The organism is Pseudomonas sp. PGPPP1 (assembly GCF_002255865.1).
GTDB lineage: Bacteria > Pseudomonadota > Gammaproteobacteria > Pseudomonadales > Pseudomonadaceae > Aquipseudomonas > Aquipseudomonas cremoris.
The window spans coordinates 189,971-211,156 of record NZ_NKIG01000005.1 but is presented as its reverse complement, the minus strand read 5'-3'; the positions used below and the strand labels follow the sequence as shown (position 1 = coordinate 211,156).

General features: G+C 60.1%; 17 protein-coding genes. 14 read left to right on the top strand and 3 right to left on the bottom strand.

Going from position 1 to position 21,186, the window contains the following annotated elements; genetic code table 11:
• Position 1 precedes the first annotated feature (1 nt).
• Entirely contained in the window at positions 2–2,110 is a 2,109-nt protein-coding gene (locus CFE47_RS09565) for a molybdopterin oxidoreductase family protein (protein WP_286836495.1), read from the bottom strand.
• 435 nt (positions 2,111–2,545) lie between these two features.
• Between CFE47_RS09565 and argF the strand changes: the two genes are divergently transcribed.
• A complete protein-coding gene (gene argF, locus CFE47_RS09560) occupies positions 2,546–3,466 on the top strand; it encodes an ornithine carbamoyltransferase (protein WP_286836493.1) in 921 nt (306 codons plus the stop codon).
• Positions 3,463–4,572, top strand: coding sequence for an ABC transporter ATP-binding protein (locus tag CFE47_RS09555; protein WP_286836491.1), 1,110 nt, complete (start codon positions 3,463–3,465; stop codon positions 4,570–4,572). The genes argF and CFE47_RS09555 overlap by 4 nt, the downstream gene beginning before the upstream one ends.
• A gap of 135 nt (positions 4,573–4,707) precedes the next feature.
• Here the strand turns inward: CFE47_RS09555 and ybaK are convergent, their stop codons facing one another.
• A complete protein-coding gene (gene ybaK / locus CFE47_RS09550; RefSeq protein WP_286836489.1) occupies positions 4,708–5,178 on the bottom strand; it encodes a Cys-tRNA(Pro) deacylase in 471 nt (156 codons plus the stop codon).
• Positions 5,179–5,504: 326 nt separating this feature from the next.
• On the opposite strand from ybaK, the gene CFE47_RS09545 reads away from it, so the two are divergent.
• The 4 genes from CFE47_RS09545 to glpD all read left to right on the top strand — a co-directional run bounded on the left by CFE47_RS09545 (position 5,505) and on the right by glpD (position 10,541).
• Complete coding sequence (locus tag CFE47_RS09545) at positions 5,505–6,359, top strand: MIP/aquaporin family protein (RefSeq protein ID WP_185707600.1); 855 nt, start codon at positions 5,505–5,507, stop codon at positions 6,357–6,359.
• Positions 6,360–6,437: 78 nt separating this feature from the next.
• A complete protein-coding gene (gene glpK, locus CFE47_RS09540) occupies positions 6,438–7,943 on the top strand; it encodes a glycerol kinase GlpK (protein ID WP_286836486.1) in 1,506 nt (501 codons plus the stop codon).
• A gap of 83 nt (positions 7,944–8,026) precedes the next feature.
• Entirely contained in the window at positions 8,027–8,782 is a 756-nt protein-coding gene (locus CFE47_RS09535; protein ID WP_176994865.1) for a DeoR/GlpR family transcriptional regulator, read from the top strand.
• A 220-nt stretch (positions 8,783–9,002) separates the two neighbouring features.
• Positions 9,003–10,541: a glycerol-3-phosphate dehydrogenase gene (gene glpD / locus CFE47_RS09530; RefSeq protein ID WP_286836510.1), complete on the top strand. Its 1,539-nt coding sequence runs from the start codon at positions 9,003–9,005 to the stop codon at positions 10,539–10,541.
• Positions 10,542–10,588: 47 nt separating this feature from the next.
• Here glpD and CFE47_RS09525 read toward each other — a convergent pair whose 3' ends face one another.
• Positions 10,589–11,341: a tetratricopeptide repeat protein gene (locus CFE47_RS09525; RefSeq protein ID WP_286836484.1), complete on the bottom strand. Its 753-nt coding sequence runs from the start codon at positions 11,339–11,341 to the stop codon at positions 10,589–10,591.
• A gap of 84 nt (positions 11,342–11,425) precedes the next feature.
• Between CFE47_RS09525 and CFE47_RS09520 the strand changes: the two genes are divergently transcribed.
• From CFE47_RS09520 to CFE47_RS09485, 8 genes are all read left to right on the top strand, one after another.
• Entirely contained in the window at positions 11,426–13,744 is a 2,319-nt protein-coding gene (locus CFE47_RS09520; protein ID WP_286836482.1) for a TonB-dependent receptor, read from the top strand.
• A 323-nt stretch (positions 13,745–14,067) separates the two neighbouring features.
• Positions 14,068–14,994, top strand: coding sequence for a glutamate/aspartate ABC transporter substrate-binding protein (locus CFE47_RS09515; RefSeq protein WP_090366491.1), 927 nt, complete (start codon positions 14,068–14,070; stop codon positions 14,992–14,994).
• Positions 14,995–15,188: 194 nt separating this feature from the next.
• On the top strand, positions 15,189–15,935 hold the full coding sequence (locus CFE47_RS09510; RefSeq protein ID WP_065906793.1) for an amino acid ABC transporter permease: 747 nt from the start codon (positions 15,189–15,191) through the stop codon (positions 15,933–15,935).
• Positions 15,935–16,606, top strand: a complete 672-nt coding sequence (locus CFE47_RS09505; RefSeq protein WP_017137030.1) for an amino acid ABC transporter permease — start codon at positions 15,935–15,937, stop codon at positions 16,604–16,606. The genes CFE47_RS09510 and CFE47_RS09505 overlap by 1 nt, the downstream gene beginning before the upstream one ends.
• Positions 16,603–17,337: an amino acid ABC transporter ATP-binding protein gene (locus CFE47_RS09500; RefSeq protein ID WP_017137029.1), complete on the top strand. Its 735-nt coding sequence runs from the start codon at positions 16,603–16,605 to the stop codon at positions 17,335–17,337. Before CFE47_RS09505 ends, CFE47_RS09500 begins: the two co-directional genes overlap by 4 nt.
• A gap of 174 nt (positions 17,338–17,511) precedes the next feature.
• Positions 17,512–19,413, top strand: coding sequence for a two-component sensor histidine kinase AauS (aauS, locus tag CFE47_RS09495; protein ID WP_286836477.1), 1,902 nt, complete (start codon positions 17,512–17,514; stop codon positions 19,411–19,413).
• Entirely contained in the window at positions 19,410–20,747 is a 1,338-nt protein-coding gene (gene aauR / locus CFE47_RS09490) for a two-component response regulator AauR (RefSeq protein ID WP_286836475.1), read from the top strand. Before aauS ends, aauR begins: the two co-directional genes overlap by 4 nt.
• Complete coding sequence (locus tag CFE47_RS09485) at positions 20,747–21,085, top strand: GlpM family protein (protein WP_286836473.1); 339 nt, start codon at positions 20,747–20,749, stop codon at positions 21,083–21,085. Before aauR ends, CFE47_RS09485 begins: the two co-directional genes overlap by 1 nt.
• The last annotated feature ends 101 nt before the right edge of the window (positions 21,086–21,186 follow it).

Below are 21,186 nucleotides of genomic sequence, written 5' to 3'. Positions count from 1 at the left end.
CTCAGGCCGCTGCTACCTGAACGGGAACACCATTCAGCGCAGCGTTGCCCGATAACTCGTCCAACTGCCGTTCGTCGGTCAAGTCATTGGCGCTCGCCCCGGGCTGGCCGCTGGCAATCGTCATCTGTACACCTGGGCGCCCATGCCCCCAACCATGGGGCAGGCTGACCACACCGGGCATCATGTCCAGGCTGGCCACCACTTCCACCTCGATCATGCCGATGCGCGAACTCACCCGCACACGCTGGCCGTCACTCAACTGCCGGCTCGCCAGGTCATCGGGATGCATCAGCAATTGGTGCCGTGGCTTGCCCTTCACCAGCCGATGATAGTTATGCATCCACGAATTATTGCTGCGCACATGCCGACGCCCTATCAGCAGTAGCTCGTCAGCCACAGGCACCGGTTGTGCGCCAAACCGCGCAAGGTCGGCGAGGATTACCGCAGGCGCAGCCTGCACCTTGCCATCAGCGGTTTTCAGGCGCGCGGCAAGGTTGGCCTTGAGCGGCCCCAAGTCCACGCCATGGGGATGATCCGCCAACATCGCCACCGACAGCTTATGCTCGGACGCGTCGCCGTAAAGCCCGGCGCGCAACCCAAAGTCGATCATCTGCGCAGGTGCCATGGTCGGTTTGAGCACCGCGCCTGTCTGCGCAGCAAATGCCTGGGCCAGGCCGACGAATATCTCCCAGTCATGCAGCGCGCCTTCCGGCTTGGGCAGGATCGCGCGATTGAAGCGCGTGACATTACGCACCGCGAACATATTGAAAGTGGTGTCGTAGTGATCGTTCTCCAATGCAGACGTGGACGGCAGGATCAGGTCGGCATAACGCGTGGTCTCGTTGATATACAGGTCGACGCTGACCATGAACTCCAAGCCATCCAGCGCCTGCTCCAACTGCCGACCGTTCGGCGTCGATAACACCGGATTACCCGCCACCGTCACCAACGCGCGGATTTGTCCTTCGCCCTCAGTCAGCATTTCCTCCGCCAACGCCGATACAGGCAACTCGCCACCGTATTCCGGACGCCCGGAAACCCGACTCTGCCAGCGATTGAAATGCCCGCCGCCAGTGGACGCAACCAGGTCGACTGCCGGCGTAGTGCACAGCGCCCCGCCAACACGGTCCAAATTACCGGTAACCAGGTTGATCAGTTGCACAAGCCAATGGCACAACGTGCCAAACGCCTGGGTCGACACACCCATGCGCCCGTAACACACGGCCTTGTCGGCTGCCGCAAAGTCCCGCGCCAACTGGCGGATCTGCTTGGCGGGCACAGCACACTGCGCGCTCATCGCGTCGGCGGTAAACCCGGCAATGGCTCGCCGAACGTCCTCCAGGCCTTCAACCGGCAGGTGACTGTCGCGAGTCAGCTGCTCGGTAAACAACGTATTGAGCACCCCGAACAGCAGCGCCGCATCACCACCGGGACGCACGAACAGGTGCTGGTCAGCCATCGCCGCGGTCTCGCTGCGCCGAGGGTCGACCACCACGACTTTTCCGCCCCGCGCCTGGATGGCTTTTAGGCGCTTCTCCACATCGGGCACGGTCATGATGCTGCCGTTGGACGCCAGTGGATTGCCACCCAGGATCAGCATGAAGTCGGTGTGGTCGACGTCCGGAATTGGCAGCAGCAAGCCATGGCCGTACATCAAATGACTGGTGAGGTGATGGGGCAACTGGTCCACCGAGGTAGCAGAGAAGCGATTGCGCGTCTTAAGTTGGCCCAGGAAGTAGTTGCTGTGGGTCATCAGCCCATAATTGTGCACGCTGGGGTTGCCCTGATACACCGCCACCGCGTTCTGCCCATGACGGGTCTGAATGCCCGCCAGCCGTTCGGCTACTAATGCGAAGGCGTCTTCCCACGGGATCGGCTGCCATTCGCTGCCCACCCGCAACATGGGTTGGTGCAGGCGGTCCGGGTCGTTCTGGATATCCTGCAGCGCCACAGCCTTGGGGCAGATATGCCCACGGCTGAAAGTATCCAGCGCATCACCCTTGATCGACGTAATCGCCAGGCTGCCGTCGTCGGCTTGTGTGGTTTCCAGGGTCAGGCCGCAGATGGCTTCACACAGATGGCAGGCACGGTGGTGGAGAGTCTTGGTCATGGCCAGTCTCTTGATCAGGGCTTTGAGCTCACTATGGGCCTCGACCTGGGCAGGCACCACTAACGTTCGCCCCGTGAATCGCGGGGCATCAGCCCGGACCATGGCTAAGCATGAGCAAATGTTTCAGAAACCTCCCACACTGTCGTTGAAACCGATACAACCTGGCTCAGGCCCGCCTCAGCAGATTGCAAAAGGTCGTGACGCCAGTGTACAAATGGCCCGCTGCTGTCTGGAAATCGTCTTCAAAAGCGCTCTCGCGCCCTTCTTGAACACCCTTAAAAACCGTAGCCCTATTGGTAAGACGCGACATTTAATTATAAGATCGCGCCTTCCCCTATTTCGTCGCCCCGTGCGGCTTTCGCCGCAGGTCTCGCCCGTTGTCACAATAAACAAGGCTTTGAGTATCTGCGGTCTGTTGCAAAAAGGTAGTTAATGATGAGCGCAAGGCACTTTCTCTCCCTGATGGATTGCACGCCCGAAGAGCTGGTCAGCGTGATCCGTCGAGGCATTGAGCTTAAAGACCTGCGTAACCGCGGCGTACTGTTCGAGCCTTTGAAAAACCGTGTACTCGGGATGATTTTCGAGAAGTCGTCGACCCGTACCCGTGTGTCGTTCGAAGCCGGCATGATCCAACTGGGTGGCCAAGCCATCTTCCTGTCGTCGCGCGACACCCAACTGGGCCGTGGCGAGACGATTGCCGACAGCGCCATCGTCATGTCGAGCATGCTCGATGCGGTGATGATCCGTACGTTTGCCCACAGCACCGTGACCGAATTTTCCGCCAACTCCCGCGTGCCAGTGATCAACGGCCTGTCCGATGACCTGCACCCGTGCCAGTTGCTGGCCGACATGCAAACCTTCCTTGAGCACCGTGGCTCGATCCAGGGCAAGACCGTGGCCTGGATCGGCGATGGCAACAACATGTGCAACAGCTATATAGAAGCGGCGATCCAGTTTGACTTCAAATTGCGCGTTGCCTGCCCGGAAGGCTACGAGCCGGATGCGCGTTTCCTCGAGCAAGCCGGTGACCGCGTGACCCTGGTGCGTGACCCGCGTGATGCGGTGACGGGTGCACACCTGGTGAGCACCGACGTCTGGACCTCCATGGGCCAGGAAGACGAAACCGCCAAGCGCCTTGCCCTGTTCGCCCCGTATCAGGTGACACGCGCCCTGCTCGATCTGGCAGCACCGGACGTGCTGTTCATGCACTGCCTGCCGGCGCACCGTGGCGAAGAAATCAGCCTCGACTTGCTGGACGACCCGCGTTCGGTCGCCTGGGACCAGGCCGAGAACCGCCTGCACGCGCAAAAAGCGCTGCTCGAATTCCTCGTTGCACCGTCGTATCACCACGCATGAGCCAGCCATTACTGCTGAACCTGCGCAATCTGGCATGCGGCTATCAAGATCAACGGGTGGTGCAGAACCTCAATCTGCACCTCAACGCTGGCGACATCGGCTGCCTGTTGGGCTCCTCTGGGTGCGGCAAGACCACCACCTTGCGCGCGATTGCTGGTTTTGAGCCGGTACACGAAGGCGAAATCAGCCTGGCAGGCGAAGTGATCTCCAGTGCCGGTTTCACCCTCGCGCCGGAGAAACGTCGTATCGGCATGGTGTTCCAGGACTACGCGCTGTTTCCCCACTTGAGCGTGGCCGACAACATCGCCTTCGGCATTCGCAAGCACCCGCAAAAAGACCGCGTGGTGGCCGAGTTGCTGGAGCTGGTCAACCTGAAGAACCTGGGTAAACGCTTCCCGCACGAGCTTTCCGGCGGCCAGCAACAACGCGTCGCCCTCGCCCGTGCCTTGGCGCCTGAGCCACAACTGCTGTTGCTGGACGAACCCTTCTCCAACCTTGATGGTGAACTGCGGCGCAAGCTCAGCCACGAGGTGCGCGACATTCTCAAGGCGCGCGGTACCAGTGCAATCCTGGTCACCCACGACCAGGAAGAAGCGTTCGCGGTGAGTGATCAGGTCGGCGTGTTCAAGGAAGGCCGCCTGGAGCAGTGGGACACGCCCTACAACCTGTACCACGAACCGCAAACGCCTTACGTCGCAAGCTTTATCGGCCAGGGTTATTTCATCCGAGGTCAGTTGAGTTCGCCTGAGTCCGTGAGCACCGAGCTGGGCGACCTGCGTGGCAATCGCGCTTACACCTGGCCGACCGGTGGAGCCGTAGATGTTCTTCTGCGTCCGGACGACATCGTCTATGCGCCGGACAGCGCGTTGAAAGCACGGATCGTCGGCAAGACGTTTCTGGGTGCGTCGACGTTATACCGCCTGCAATTGCCGACTGGCGCGCAGCTGGAATCGATTTTCCCAAGCCATGCAGACCATCAGGTCGGGACAGACGTGGGGATTCGGGTGGCTGCGGAGCATCTGGTGTTGTTCCAGGCCTCGGGCAGTGTGGCAGCGCAGATTCCGCAGTCCGATTCGGGCGTGCGGCGCTACAGCCCAGCCCACTGAAAAAACCGGATCAAAAATGTGGGAGCGGGCTTGCTCGCGAATGCAGTGGATCAGCCAGTAAATCTGTGACTGACACACCGTATTCGCGAGCAAGCCCGCTCCCACACTTAGATTTCCATACACTTCAAAATAGATTCAGGCCCTGCCAATCAATGCAAATTTGGCCTGGGTATGTTCCGCCAGCACCGCCGCTGGCAGCTCCACTTCCAATCCCCTTCTCCCCGCGCTCACAAAAATCGTCGCAAAAGGCTGCGCCGTCTCATCGATAAACGTGCGCAAACGCTTTTTCTGCCCCAACGGGCTGATGCCGCCTAGCAAATAGCCAGTAGAGCGTTGCGCCGCCGCCGGGTCAGCCATCTCTACTTTTTTCACTCCTGCGGCGTGCGCCAGGGCCTTCAGGTCCAGACTTCCGACGACTGGCACCACCGCCACCAGCAACTCACCTTTCTCACTGCTTGCCAGCAAGGTCTTGAACACCTGCGCCGGGTCGAGCCCCAACTTTTCCACGGCCTCCAGGCCATACGACGCCGCCTTGGGGTCATGTTCGTAACTGTGGATACGATGTTCGGCGCGAACTTTTTTCAACAGGTCCAATGCAGGGGTCATGCTGGCTCCAGGCGTGCAAACAGATGGCCAATTCTAGGCCAAGCCCGCGCAAAACGCTCTAGTGCGCCCACTCTTAAGGTGCACGCGCAATGTGACAAGCGCGATCATTCATCAGACCAATAGTTCGAAAGTGACCAATGGTTCACTTTCGACCTTTGACAGCCGTGATTCTTGTCTATATTTTTTCGTTTCCGAATACTGTAGGAATGCACCTACAGCAATCGAGCAGGAAGCCGCGGCCGGGATGGGGATCCTTGCCACGGTGAAAATCGCGCAACGCTCCGTTGAGGGCGTGCGCCAGACAAGAACAACAACTGAGGTTTTCCATGACTACTGCTCTTCAACAGCCCTCGCTTTCGAGTCAATGCATGGCCGAATTCCTGGGGACTGCGCTTCTGATCTTCTTCGGTACAGGATGTGTCGCTGCGCTCAAGGTGGCGGGTGCCAGCTTTGGTTTATGGGAAATCAGTATTATCTGGGGGGTTGGCGTCAGCATGGCGATCTACCTGAGTGCCGGCATTTCCGGAGCTCACCTCAACCCAGCGGTGAGTATCGCCCTGTGTATTTTCGCCGACTTCGAAAAACGCAAACTGCCCTTCTATATCCTTGCCCAAGTTGCCGGTGCCTTCTGCTCGGCAGCGCTGGTGTACACCCTCTATAGCAACCTGTTTTTCGATTACGAACAAACCCACCATATGGTTCGCGGCTCCCAAGCCAGCCTGGAATTGGCGTCGGTGTTCTCCACCTACCCCCATGCGCTGCTGAGCACCGCCCAGGCGTTCCTGGTAGAAGTGGTCATCACCGCGATCCTGATGGGCGTGATCATGGCCCTCACCGATGACAACAACGGCCTGCCACGTGGCCCGCTGGCGCCCCTGCTGATCGGCTTGCTGATCGCAGTAATCGGCAGCGCCATGGGGCCCTTGACCGGTTTTGCGATGAACCCGGCGCGGGATTTCGGCCCCAAGCTGATGACCTTTTTCGCTGGCTGGGGTGAAATGGCTTTCACTGGTGGCCGCGATATTCCCTACTTCCTTGTACCGATTTTCGCGCCGATTGTTGGTGCATGCCTCGGTGCTGCGGCCTATCGCGGGCTGATCGCCCGTCACTTGCCGAGCGCCGCACCTGCTATAGCTGAAACAACTGACACGGCTGTCAACGGCAAGACCCGTATTTCCTGATAGCGCCAGCCTGGACGCACCTGCCCTCTTCGCGGCCCAGGCTGATTACCGATTTTCTTATTTTCCAAGGCATTCGACATGACCGATATTCAGAATAAGAACTACATCATCGCCCTCGACCAAGGCACCACCAGTTCCCGGGCGATCATCTTTGATCGTGACGCCAACGTGGTCTGCACCGCCCAGCGTGAATTCGCCCAGCATTACCCGCAAGCCGGTTGGGTAGAACATGACCCAATGGAAATCTTCGCCACCCAAAGTGCGGTGATGGTTGAAGCACTGGCACAAGCCGGCCTGCACCATGACCAGGTCGCTGCCATCGGCATCACCAACCAACGTGAAACCACCGTGGTGTGGGACAAGGTCACCGGCCGCCCGATCTACAACGCTATCGTCTGGCAATGCCGCCGCAGCACTGAGATCTGCCAGCAACTCAAGCGCGATGGCCACGAGCAATACATCAGCGACACCACGGGCCTGGTCACCGACCCGTACTTCTCCGGCACCAAGCTCAAATGGATCCTCGACAACGTCGAAGGCAGCCGCGAACGTGCGCGCAACGGCGAACTGCTGTTCGGCACCGTCGACAGCTGGCTGATCTGGAAGTTTACCGGCGGCAAGACTCACGTCACCGACTACACCAACGCCTCTCGCACCATGCTCTTCAACATCCACACCCTGGAGTGGGATGCGAAGATGCTCGAGATTCTCGACATCCCGCGTGAGATGTTGCCGGAAGTTAAGTCGTCGTCGGAAATCTACGGCCGCACCAAAAGCGGCATCGCCATCGGAGGTATCGCCGGTGACCAGCAGGCCGCACTGTTCGGCCAGATGTGCGTCGAAGCCGGCCAAGCCAAGAATACTTACGGCACCGGCTGCTTCCTGCTGATGAACACCGGCGACAAAGCGGTGAAATCCAAGCACGGCATGCTCACCACCATCGCTTGCGGCCCACGTGGCGAAGTGGCCTACGCCCTGGAAGGTGCCGTGTTCAACGGTGGCTCCACCGTGCAGTGGCTGCGTGATGAGCTGAAAATCATCAACGATGCCCATGACACCGAATACTTCGCTGGCAAAGTCAAAGACAGCAACGGCGTGTACCTGGTACCCGCGTTTACCGGCCTGGGCGCGCCGTACTGGGACCCGTACGCCCGTGGCGCACTGTTCGGCCTGACCCGTGGCGTACGCGTGGATCACATTATTCGCGCAGCCCTGGAGTCGATTGCCTACCAGACCCGTGACGTACTCGACGCCATGCAGCAAGACTCCGGCGAACGCCTCAAAGCCCTGCGCGTGGACGGCGGCGCGGTGGCCAACAACTTCTTGATGCAATTCCAGGCCGACATCCTCGGCACCCAGGTCGAGCGCCCGCAAATGCGCGAGACCACCGCATTGGGCGCCGCCTACTTGGCGGGCCTGGCGTGCGGCTTCTGGGGCAGCCTGGACGAGTTGCGTGGCAAGGCCGTGATCGAGCGCGAATTCGAACCGCAACTCGAAGAGAGCGAAAAAGAGAAGCTCTACGCCGGCTGGCAAAAAGCGGTCAGCCGCACCCGTGACTGGGAGCCCCACGAAGGCGCTGAATAAGCCAACCTCGGGTTGTAACTGGCAGGGAGCAGGTTCCTGCGTCATCATGGGCCACTTTTGTACGGCAGCCCAAAGGACGCCTCATGAATCTGCCTCCCCGCCAACAACAAATCCTCGAACTGGTCCGCGAACGCGGCTACGTCAGTATCGAGGAAATGGCGCAGCTCTTCGTCGTCACCCCGCAAACCATCCGCCGCGATATCAACCAACTGGCGGACGCCAACCTGCTGCGCCGCTACCACGGCGGCGCGGCCTATGACTCCAGTGTCGAAAACACCGCGTACGCCATGCGTGCCGACCAGATGCGTGACGAGAAACAGCGCATCGGCGAAGCCATTGCCGCGCAAATCCCCGACCATGCCTCGCTGTTCATCAATATCGGTACCACCACCGAGTCCATCGCCCGTGCGCTGCTCAACCACAGCCACCTGAAAATCATCACCAACAACCTCAACGTCGCCACCATGCTCAGCGCCAAGGACGACTTCGACGTGCTGTTGACCGGCGGTAACGTGCGGCGTGACGGCGGTGTGGTGGGCCAGGCGAGTGTCGACTTCATCAACCAGTTCAAAGTGGACTTTGCCTTGGTGGGCATCAGCGGGATTGATGAAGATGGCAGTCTGTTGGACTTTGATTACCAGGAAGTACGCGTCTCCCAGGCGATCATTGCCAATGCGCGCCAGGTCATCCTGGCGGCGGACTCCAGCAAATTCGGGCGCAACGCCATGATTCGCCTGGGGCCGATCAGCCTGGTGGATTGCCTGGTGACGGATCAGCAGCCAGTTCCGGCGCTGGTGCAGCTTTTGAATCAGCACAAGGTCCGACTGGAAGTCGTGTAAACCTGTAGTGAGCGGGCTTGCCCCCCAGCGCGGGGCAAGCCCGCTCACTACATAACAACTCCACCCGCACAAAATTGTTCACAAATTTTCCTTTCCCCGCCCTTCGATGAGTTTTTTCAATCGAAGTCGGGTGGCTGTGCCCGCGTTTATCAGCTACCATTTTCGCAAATGAACATTAATGTTCGAATTCCAAGACGAAAAACAGTCGCGAGGCCAGCCGATGACCCCTTCCACCTTGCCTGCTCCACCGCTTGCCGAAGTCTATGACGTGGCCGTTATCGGCGGCGGGATCAATGGCGTCGGCATTGCAGCAGACGCAGCCGGGCGCGGTTTGTCGGTATTCCTTTGCGAAAAGGACGACCTGGCCAGCCACACCTCATCTGCCAGCAGCAAGCTGATCCACGGCGGCCTGCGCTATCTCGAACATTACGAATTTCGCTTGGTGCGCGAAGCCCTGGCCGAACGTGAGGTGTTGCTGGCCAAGGCGCCGCACATCGTCAAGCAGATGCGCTTCGTACTCCCGCACCGCCCGCACCTGCGTCCGGCCTGGATGATTCGCGCAGGCTTGTTCTTGTACGACCACCTGGGCAAGCGCGAAAAACTCGCCGGTTCCAAAAGCCTCAAGTTCGGCGCCGAGAGCCCGCTGAAAAGCGAAATCACCAAAGGCTTCGAATACTCCGATTGCTGGGTCGATGACGCCCGCCTCGTGGTACTGAACGCCATGGCCGCCCGCGAAAAAGGCGCACACATCCACACCCAGACCCGTTGCATCAGCGCCCATCGCAGCAAGGGCCTGTGGGAAATGAACATGGAACGTGCCGACGGCAGCCTGTTCTCGATCCGTGCCCGCGCACTGGTGAACGCCGCCGGCCCGTGGGTCGCCAAGTTCATCAAGGACGACCTCAAGCTCGATTCGCCCTACGGCATCCGCCTGATCCAGGGCAGCCACCTGATCGTGCCGAAACTGTACGAAGGCGCCCACGCGCACATCCTGCAGAACGAAGACCAGCGCATCGTCTTCACCATTCCGTACCTGAACCACCTGACCATCATCGGCACCACCGACCGCGAGTACACCGGCGACCCGGCTGCAGTGGCGATTACCGAAGGTGAAACCGACTACATGCTCAAGGTGGTCAACGCACACTTCAAGAAACAGCTGAGCCGCGACGACATCGTGCACACCTATTCCGGCGTGCGCCCGCTGTGCAACGACGAGTCGGACAACCCGTCGGCCATCACCCGCGACTACACCCTGGCACTGTCCGGCGGCACGGGCGAAGCGCCGATTCTGTCGGTGTTTGGCGGCAAGCTGACCACCTATCGCAAGCTCGCCGAGTCGGCGATGGCGCAATTGGCCCCGTACTTCACTCAGATGCGCCCAAGCTGGACCGCCACGGCCAGCCTGCCTGGCGGCGAAAACATGACCACGCCAGAAGCCCTGGCCGACGCCATTCGCAACAAATTTGACTGGGTGCCGAGTGAAATCGCCCGCCGTTGGTCTACCACCTACGGCAGCCGCACTTGGCGCTTGCTGGAAGGCGTGCAGTCGTTGGCCGACCTCGGCGACCACTTGGGTGGCGGGTTGTACACCCGTGAAGTCGATTACCTGTGCACTGAAGAATGGGCGACCCAGCCCCAAGATGTGCTGTGGCGTCGTACCAAGTTGGGCCTGTTCACCACCCCGGAAGAACAGGACAACGTGCAGCGCTACCTGGCCAAGGTCGAGCACAACCGCGGCAAGATCGAAGCGGCCTGATACAACGCCCAATCAAAGCCCCTGCACCGAAAGGTCCAGGGGCTTTTTCATGGGTTGAGCGCCTGCTGCTGATAGCGCAAACCCATGTCTCGAATTCCCGTGAAGGCAGACCCCAGCAACACCGGATAAGCCGCCTGCAGAAAGCCCGGTGTCGCCGTCAGCAGTGCCCGCTCCAGCCACAGGCACGCCTGGGCTTCATCGCCCTGTTGTGCCAGCTCCGCAGCGTGGTTGTATTGCCCACGAAAATCCCCAGCCTCAGCCGCGCGCTGATACCACTGTCGAGCCAGCGACACATCCTTGGGCACCACCACGCCCTCATGATGAAAACGCCCGAGCAGGTTCATCGACTTGGCGTGGCCCTTTGCTGCGGCCTGACCGAACAGCGTGAAGGCGGCTGAGAGGTTTTTCTCCACACCACGACCACGGGTCAACAACTGACCGTAGTTATACAACCCCCAATCCAGGCCCAGCCCGGCCGCCTGCCGGTAATGCAGGGCCGCCTGCGGCAAGTCGATGTCACTGCCCCAGCCATTTTCCAGGCAACGGCCGATCATGTTGATCGCCATCGGATGGCGCTGTTGTGCAGCGATGCGGAACCAACTCAACGCCAACGCGTGGTCTTTCTGGATGCCATGCCCGTCCAGCAACAACTGCCCGAGGGTCGCCTGGGCGTCCACGTCGCCCAATTGCGCGGCGTGCATTACCCACCGTGTATAGGCACGCGGGTTCTCGCCGATGTCCGACGGTTCACTGTGCATTTGTGTGTGTGCCTCGATGATCAAACCTGACGAAAGTTTCATGAAACATTTGATTACAAACTATTACATTTGAGATCGGTTATCAATTACGACCGTATATCAATTCTATTCACAAGAGATCACTCAATGGCTACCGGGATCAGTTCTGCCCCCCTCTCAACGCGGCATTTGCTCGCATCGGCGGTGGGTTTGGCAGTGGCTGCGCAAGGAGGATTCAGTTATGCAGCGGAGACTGCGGCAGATGACGGCACAGGGGTAATCCAGCTAGGCGCGACCAGCATCGAAGGTCAGGCCCAAAGCACCTACAACCCTGTGGCTCCTTCTTCCCCCAAGTACACCGAAGCCCTGCGCGACACGCCGCAGACGATCACGGTCGTGCCCAAGGAAGTCATTCATGATCAAAACCTGCTGACCCTGCGCGATGTGCTCAGCACCGTGCCGGGCATCACCTTCGGTGCCGGCGAAGGCGGCAGTGGCTATGGCGACAGCATCAACCTGCGCGGGTTTTCCGCCAGCGGCGACATTTACGTTGACGGCGTTCGCGACAGCGCGCAATACAGCCGCACCGACCCGTTCAACCTGGAGCAGGTCGAGGTCGTCAGCGGTGCAAGCTCCGTGTATTCGGGTTCGGGCGCAGTCGGCGGCACCATCAACCTGGTGAGCAAAACCCCGGAACTGCGTGACAAAACCACGCTCAGCGCCGGTATCGGTACCGACAGCTACAAGCGCATCACCCTGGACTCCAACCAGCAACTCAACGACACCACGGCGTTTCGCCTGAACCTCATGGCCCATGGTAATGATGTGCCGGGGCGCGATTATGAAGATTACTCGCGCTGGGGCATTGCACCCTCCATCGCGTTTGGCCTGGGCACGCCGACACGTGTCACCGTCAGTTATGAGCACCAGAAAGATGACAACACACCGCAGTACGGCATCCCGATCTACAACGGCAAACCCATGCCGGGTGTGGGCTGGAGCGACTACTACGGCTACCACAACATCAATGACCAGCAAATCACCTCGGACGCGTTCAGCCTGAAGCTTGAGCACGACTTCAACGACGCCGTGTCCGTGCGCAACTTCACCCGCGTTGAACGCGTGCGCCAAGACTTGCGCGCCTCCGGCCCCGAAGGCGCGCAAGCCGGCTGCCTGGCCAGCGGCACCCAGATTACCGGCGCGCCTTGCGCCGCAGGCCTGAAGCCGGGCGTCTTCCAGCCGAGCGGCGGCTCGCTGGGCAACGAGCGCAATACCCAGAACAAGATGTTCACCAACCAGACGGACGTGACCAGCCACTTCAGCACGGGCTTTATCGACCATACGCTGGTGACCGGCATCGCCATCAGCCGCGAGGAATACGAAGCGGATACCGGAAAATGGCTGACCAACAGCAACGGCAGCACGATAGTGCCGCCGCCGGTCAGTTTCAGTGACCCGAATTCCTATTGGTCAGGCCCCGTCAACTTCACCCGTGCAGCCCACGTCGATGGTGCGTTGAACAACCGCGCCGCCTACGCCTTCGACACGCTCAAACTGAACCCACAATGGGAAATCAACGGTGGCTTGCGCTACGAGCACAACGCGGGCAGCTCAGTCAGCAATGCCTACTCCGCCACCGGCGTGGAAACACCGGGCACCCGCTATGGCCAAGCGGATGACCTGACGTCCTATCGCCTGGCATTGGTTTACAAACCTGCGGAGAACGGCAGCTTCTACGTCGCCTATGGCAACAGCAAGACCCCGTCTCAAGCCAGCGTCAACGGCGGTTGCTACACCCCGGCCAAAACCTCAAGTGTGGCCACCAATAACTGCAACGTCGCCCCGGAAACCGCCGTCAGCTATGAAATCGGCACCAAGTGGGACTTCCTCGACAACGCCCTGTCGGTCACCGGCGCGATCTTCCGCAATGACCGCACCAACTACAAGGTTGCCGATAACGACCCAACCAACCTGAGCGGCACGCAAACCCTGGACGGTAAAGCGCGGGCCGATGGTGTGGCATTGGGCCTGAGCGGTGCACTGACCGATCGCTGGAAGGTCTTCGCCAACTACACCTACCTCGACACCCGCGTACTGCGCAGTGCCAGCGACTACACCCTGGCGACGACCGGTATCGATACGCAGAAAGGTGAACCGCTGCCGTTCACGCCAAAACACGCGGCCAGCCTCTGGACGGTGTACGACCTGCCATACGACTTCCAGGTGGGCTACGGCATCACCGCGCAGTCCAAGCAGTATCTGGTGAGCGCCGCCGGAGCACCGACTGCGCCCGGCTACGCGGTGCAGCGCGCGATGCTGGGTTACAAAGTGAACAAACAGTTGAACCTGCAGTTGAACGTCAACAACCTGTTCGACAAGGAATACCTGACGCGCATCCGTAACAACGGTTGGGCCGTTCCGGGTGATGGTCGTGCGGCGGTGGTGTCGGCCGACTATACGTTCTGATCACTTCGTTGGAAAAAGCCCCGCAGCTAACCCTCGCGGGGCTTTTTCACGTCCGATGATTGCGCCGCCTGCCATTCGGTTTTCCGAACACCACTCCCAACCCTATTCGGTTTGCCGGACTCCCAAGTTACAAACTCCTCGTCACACAAATTTAATCTCGATATAAATCAAGTAGTTAACCTTTTATCCCTGGTCTGGCACGACTCATGCTCTACACTCCCTGACGATTGCCTGAGACGCCTCAGGAGCCGTCACGGGCATTCGCTGTACAAGAGAGCCGTTTAGCCGGCTTCATAAAAAAAACAAATGTCGAGGAAGTATTGATGCGCATCGTTCCCCATATCCTGGGCGCAGCTATCGCTGCTGCTCTGATCAGCACTCCAGTTTTCGCCGCCGAACTCACCGGCACACTGAAGAAAATCAACGACTCCGGCACCATCACCCTCGCGCACCGCGACAGCTCCATTCCGTTTTCCTACATCGCGGATGGTTCGGGCAAACCTGTGGGCTACTCCCACGACGTTCAGCTGGCTGTTGTCGAAGCCCTGAAAAAAGACCTGAACAAACCCGATCTCAAGGTCAAATACAACCTCGTTACTTCGCAAACCCGTATCCCGTTGATCCAGAACGGCACCGCGGACCTCGAGTGCGGCTCCACCACCAACAACGCCGAGCGCGCCCAGCAAGTCGATTTCACCGTCAACATCTTCGAGATCGGCACCCGTCTGCTGGTCAAGAAAGACAAGGATGGCAAGCCGTCCTACGCTGATTTTGCCGATCTCAAAGGCAAGAACGTTGTGACCACCGCTGGCACCACGTCCGAGCGCATCATCAAAGCGATGAACGCCGACAAGCAAATGGGCATGAACGTCATCTCCGCCAAAGACCACGGCGAATCCTTCCAGATGCTGGAAAGCGGCCGTGCCGTCGCCTTCATGATGGACGACGCCCTACTGGCCGGTGAAGAAGCCAAGGCCAAGAAGCCGGATGACTGGGTTATCACCGGTACTCCGCAGTCCTTCGAAGCCTACGCATGCATGGTTCGTAAAGACGACCCTGCGTTCAAGAAAGCTGTCGATGACGCCATCGTTGGCCTGTACAAATCCGGTGAGATCAACAAGATCTACAGCAAGTGGTTCGAGAGCCCGATTCCACCAAAAGGCCTGAACCTGAACTTCCCGATGAGCGAGAAGGTGAAGGAGCTGATCGCAAACCCAAGCGACAAGCCAGCGCCTGACGTAAAAATCTGATACCTGACTAAGCTTATCTCCTGAGGGAGCCAACCCTCCCTCAGGCGTCTGTTACTACCTGCTGGTTTTATTTTGGAACACTCGACCTGGCGGTTTTCGAGCCGATCTTGTGTGCCTGGCGTTCACCGCCAGGCGGGAATGGATTTTCCCCAAGCGGGTGCTTGTACATTGATCGATCTCGAGGGGAGACCCTAATGAATTACAACTGGGACTGGGGCGTGTTCTTCAAGTCCACCGGCGTTGGCAGCGAGACCTATCTCGACTGGTACATCGCTGGCTTGGGCTGGACCATCGCCATCGCTGTCGTGGCATGGATTATCGCCTTGCTGCTGGGCTCCATTCTGGGGGTCATGCGCACTGTGCCAAACCGCATCGTATCGGGCATCGCGACCTGCTACGTGGAACTGTTTCGTAACGTGCCGCTGCTCGTGCAGCTGTTCATCTGGTACTTCCTGATACCCGACCTGCTGCCGCAAAACCTGCAGGACTGGTACAAGCAAGACCTCAACCCGACCACGTCGGCCTACCTGAGCGTCGTAGTGTGCCTCGGCCTGTTCACCGCCGCTCGTGTGTGTGAGCAAGTGCGTACGGGTATCCAGGCGCTGCCACGTGGCCAGGAATCTGCCGCGCGCGCCATGGGCTTCAAGCTGCCGCAGATCTACTGGAACGTGCTGCTGCCCCAGGCGTACCGGATCATCATTCCGCCGCTTACCTCGGAATTCCTCAACGTCTTCAAGAACTCCTCCGTGGCGTCCTTGATCGGCCTGATGGAGTTGCTGGCGCAAACCAAACAGACCGCCGAATTCTCGGCCAACCTGTTTGAAGCCTTCACCCTGGCCACGCTGATCTACTTCACCCTGAACATGAGCCTGATGCTGCTCATGCGCCTGGTCGAGAAGAAAGTCGCGGTGCCCGGCCTGATCTCCGTGGGGGGTAAATAATGGACTTCGATTTCAGCGGCATCATCCCCGCAATCCCAGGCCTGTGGAACGGCATGGTCATGACCTTGCAGTTGATGGTCATGGGCGTGGTCGGCGGCATCGCGTTGGGCACCGTGCTTGCGCTGATGCGCCTGTCGTCCAGCAAACTGCTGTCACGCCTGGCCGGCGCCTACGTGAACTACTTCCGCTCGATCCCGCTGCTGTTGGTGATCACCTGGTTCTACCTGGCGGTGCCATTCGTGCTGCGCTGGATCACTGGCGAAGACACCCCGATCGGTGCGTTCACTTCCTGCGTCGTGGCTTTCATGATGTTCGAAGCCGCGTACTTCTGTGAAATCGTGCGGGCCGGCGTGCAGTCGATCCCCAAGGGCCAGATGGGCGCAGCGCAAGCGATGGGCATGACCTATGGCCAGACCATGCGCCTGATCATCCTGCCCCAGGCGTTCCGCAAGATGACCCCGTTGCTGCTGCAACAGTCGATCATCCTGTTCCAGGACACCTCGCTGGTCTACACCGTGGGCCTGGTGGACTTCCTCAACTCCGCCCGCTCCAACGGCGACATCATCGGCCGCTCCAATGAGTTCCTGATCTTTGCCGGTGTCGTCTACTTCATCATCAGCTTTTCCGCCTCGCTGCTGGTCAAGCGTCTGCAAAAAAGGTTTGCCGTATGATCTCTATCAAGAACATCAACAAGTGGTATGGCGACTTCCAAGTGCTGACCGATTGCAGCACTGATGTCAAAAAAGGCGAAGTGATCGTGGTGTGCGGGCCCTCGGGCTCGGGCAAATCCACCCTGATCAAGTGCGTCAACGCGCTGGAACCGTTCCAGAAGGGCGACATCGTGGTCGACGGCACCTCCATCGCCGACCCGAAGACCAACCTGCCGAAACTGCGCTCGCGCGTGGGCATGGTGTTCCAGCACTTTGAGCTGTTCCCACACCTGACCATCACCGAAAACCTGACCATCGCACAGATCAAGGTACTCGGCCGCAGCAAGGAAGAGGCCACCAAGAAAGGCCTGCAACTACTCGACCGCGTTGGCCTGTCGGCGCATGCCCACAAGCATCCGGGCCAGTTGTCTGGCGGCCAGCAACAACGTGTGGCTATCGCCCGCGCGCTGGCCATGGACCCGATCGTCATGCTGTTCGACGAACCGACCTCCGCCCTCGACCCGGAAATGGTCAACGAAGTGCTGGACGTGATGGTGCAACTGGCTCACGAAGGCATGACCATGATGTGCGTAACCCACGAAATGGGCTTTGCCCGCAAAGTGGCCGACCGCGTGATCTTCATGGACGCCGGCAAGATCATCGAAGACTGCCCGAAAGAAGAGTTCTTCGGCGACATCAGCGCCCGCTCCGAACGCGCGCAGCACTTCCTTGAGAAAATCCTGCAGCACTAAAACCGGCCTTGTTCTCCCTGTGGGAACCGGATTTGTGTGGGAGCTGGCTTGCCTGCGATGCAGACACCTCGGTCTATCAATAGAACCGCGGCGATCCTATCGCAGGCAAGCCAGCTCCCACATAAGCAGGTTCGTGGCGGGGCCAACAGCTCTGGTTGACCCAAGGCATCTGTGATGAAATGCGACCCCAATCAATATCGCGCCGCGCCGCCATCACTTGCCGTGAAGCCTCGTCTGATTCGCCAGCTGTTCCTGCCGCCGTTGATCGTCGCCCTGATGATCGGCTTGGGTTTTATCGGCTTCTGGGTCAGTGAGTACTATGGCATCCGCACCCTCAGCGACACCGGCGAACGCCAGTTGGAGCTGCACGCCCGTACCGTCGAAAGCGAACTGAGCAAATATACCTACCTGCCCAGCCTCCTGGAGCTGGAGTCCAGCGTTTCCAAGTTGCTGGCCGACCCGAGCCAGGAAACCCGCAAGACCGTCAACGATTACCTCGAAGGCCTGAACCGACGCAGTCGCAGCCGGGCCATCTACGTGATGGACACCACCGGCCGTGTGCTGGCCACCAGTAACTGGCGCGATGCCGACAGTTACCAGGGTGAAGACCTGTCCTTCCGTGCCTATTTCCAGAATGCCGTACGTGGCCAACCCGGGCGCTTCTACGGTATCGGCAGCACCAACGGTGAACCCGGTTATTACCTGGCCCATGGCCTGGAAGAACACGGCAAAATCATCGGCGTGGCCGTGGTCAAGGTGCGCCTAGAAGCGCTGGAAGAACGCTGGCAGCGCGCTCGCCTTGAGGCCTTTGTGAGCGACGAGAACGGCATCATCATCCTCTCCAGCGACCCGGCCCGCCGCCTCAAAGCCGTGCGGCCGCTGAGCGATGACACTAAAGAGCGCCTGGCCCACAGCCTGCAATATTACTGGGCCACGCTGAACGAACTCGAACCCCTGGCCCGCGAACGCCTCAACGAAGGCACTGAGAAGCTCACGTTCCCGGCCAACAGCGAAGTGGTCAACGACGAGCACGAAGTCAGCTACCTGGCGCAGACGCGTCCGCTCAACGACACGCCGTGGAACTTCACCCTGCTCACGCCCCTGAATGACCTGCGCCGCGCCGCGATCAACCAGGGCATCCTGGTGGCCGTCGCTTTTGGTTTGGTGGCGTTCTTGTTGATTGCCTGGAATGAGCGGCGCAAGGTCATCGCCACCCGCCTCGCTGCGCGGGAAGCCTTGCAGGAAGCCAACAGCCAGCTGGAGCGTCGGATTGCCGAACGCACCGCCGACTTGCGCGCCAGCAACGAACGGCTCAAGGGCCAGATCCGCGAACGACGCCAGGCCGAAGAAACCCTGCGCCGCGCCCAGGACGAACTGGTGCAGGCCGGCAAATTGGCGGCCATCGGCCAGATGTCCACCAGCATCGCCCATGAACTCAACCAGCCCTTGGCCGCGCTGCGCACCTTGTCCGGCAACACCGTGCGTTTCCTCGAACGCGGCGCCTTGGACACCGCCAGCGCCAACCTCAAGACCATCAACGAACTGATCGACCGCATGGGCCGCATCACCGCCAGCCTGCGCTCCTTTGCCCGGCGCGGTGACGATCAAGGCGAGGCCAGCCTGACGAAAGCGGTGGATGCCGCGTTCCAGGTACTCGGCGCACGCCTGGACAGCCTGCCGCTAACCCTGCACAGCGACTTTTCCCCCGCGCAATTGCAGATCGACCAGACGCGCCTGGAGCAGATTCTGGTCAACCTGATCGGCAATGCCCTCGACGCCATGCAAGCCCAGCCGGCCCCGCAACTGTGGCTGGAAGGCAGCACCAGCGAAGGTAAATACCGCCTGCTGGTGCGCGACAACGGCCACGGCATCGACCCCGAGGCGCGCAAGCATTTGTTCGAACCGTTCTTCACCACCAAACCCGGCGAGCAAGGCCTGGGCCTGGGCCTGACCCTGTCCGCCAGCCTTGCGGCGGCCACCGGCGGCAACCTCGCCGTGGAGCACCCCGCCGGTGGTGGTACTGCCTTTGTCTTGTGCCTGCCGTTGGTGGGCGCTCAAAAAGCTGAGTCCACATGAATACTGACCCTAAAGACCTCACCGTCCTGATTGTCGAAGACGATCCCCATGTGCTGCTCGGCTGCCAGCAGGCCCTGACCCTGGAAGACATTCCCAGCGTCGGCGTGGGCAGTGCCGAAGAGGCGCTGAAGCGCATCGGCGAGAACTTCGCGGGCATTGTGATCAGCGATATCCGCTTGCCGGGCATCGACGGCCTGGAGTTGCTCACCCGCCTCAAGGCCCTGGATAAAAGCCTGCCGGTGGTGTTGATCACAGGCCATGGTGATATCTCCATGGCGGTCGGCGCGATGCGCAACGGCGCCTACGATTTCATGGAGAAACCCTTCTCCCCCGAACGCCTGGTGGACGTGGCCCGCCGCGCCCTGGAACAACGCGGACTGGCACGTGAAGTCTGGTCGCTGCGTCGCCAGTTGGCCGAGCGCGACTCCCTGGAAGGCCGCATCATCGGCCGCTCGCCGGCCATGCAGAACCTGCGCGAATTGATCGCCAACGTCGCCGACACCTCGGCCAACGTCTTGATCGAAGGCGAGACCGGCACCGGCAAGGAACTGGTCGCCCGTTGCCTGCATGATTTCAGCCGCCGCCACGATCACCAGTTCGTTGCCCTGAACTGCGGCGGCCTGCCGGAGAACCTGTTCGAAAGCGAGATATTCGGCCACGAAGCCAACGCCTTTACCGGCGCCGGCAAACGCCGCATCGGCAAGATCGAGCACGCTCACGAAGGCACGTTGTTCCTCGATGAAGTGGAAAGCATGCCGATCAACCTGCAGATAAAACTGCTGCGCGTGTTGCAGGAACGCACCCTGGAACGCCTGGGTTCCAACCAGAGCGTAGCGGTGGATTGCCGGGTGATCGCGGCCACCAAGTCCGACCTCGACGAGCTGAGCCGCGCCAGCCAATTTCGCAGCGACCTGTATTACCGCCTCAACGTGGTCACCCTGGAACTGCCTCCGCTGCGCGAGCGCCGTGAAGACATCCTGCAATTGTTCGAACACTTCCTGCAGCAGTCGTCGCTACGTTTCGACCGCAGTGTGCCGGAGCTGGACAACCAGACCCTGTCGACCCTGATGAGCCACGACTGGCCGGGCAACGTACGCGAACTGCGCAACGTCGCCGAACGTTTCGCCCTTGGCCTGCCCGCCTTCAAGAAAAGCGGCGCCGGCGGCGGCAGCGGTGGCTTGGCCTTTACCGAAGCGGTGGAAGCCTTCGAACGCAACCTGCTCAGCGATGCCTTGCAACGCAGCGGCGGCAACTTGACCCAGGCGAGCCAGGAACTGGGGCTGGCCAAGACCACGCTGTTCGACAAGGTCAAGAAATACGGGTTGAGCCACTGATGGATCTGCTATTGAAGGCCGCCCTTGGCGCAGCAATGGTGTTGGTCCTGGCGGCGCTGGCCAAGACCAAGAACTACTACATCGCAGGTCTGGTGCCGCTGTTTCCGACCTTTGCGCTGATCGCCCATTACATCGTCGGCAAGGGCCGCTCGGTGGAGGATTTAAAGACCACCATCCTGTTCGGGATGTGGTCGATCATTCCGTACTTTGTGTACCTGGCGACGTTGTACGTGATGGTGGATCGGATGCGGTTGGAGGCGTCGCTGGCGGTAGCAGCAGTGGCGTGGTTGATCGCCGCTACCGTGCTGGTCAGCGTCTGGATACGCCTGCACACCTGACCCAACTCGGTCAAAAACTGTGGGAGCTGGCTTGCCTGCGATGGCGGTATGTCTGTGCAAGATGGGTGGGCTGATACACCGCTATCGCAGGCAAGCCAGCT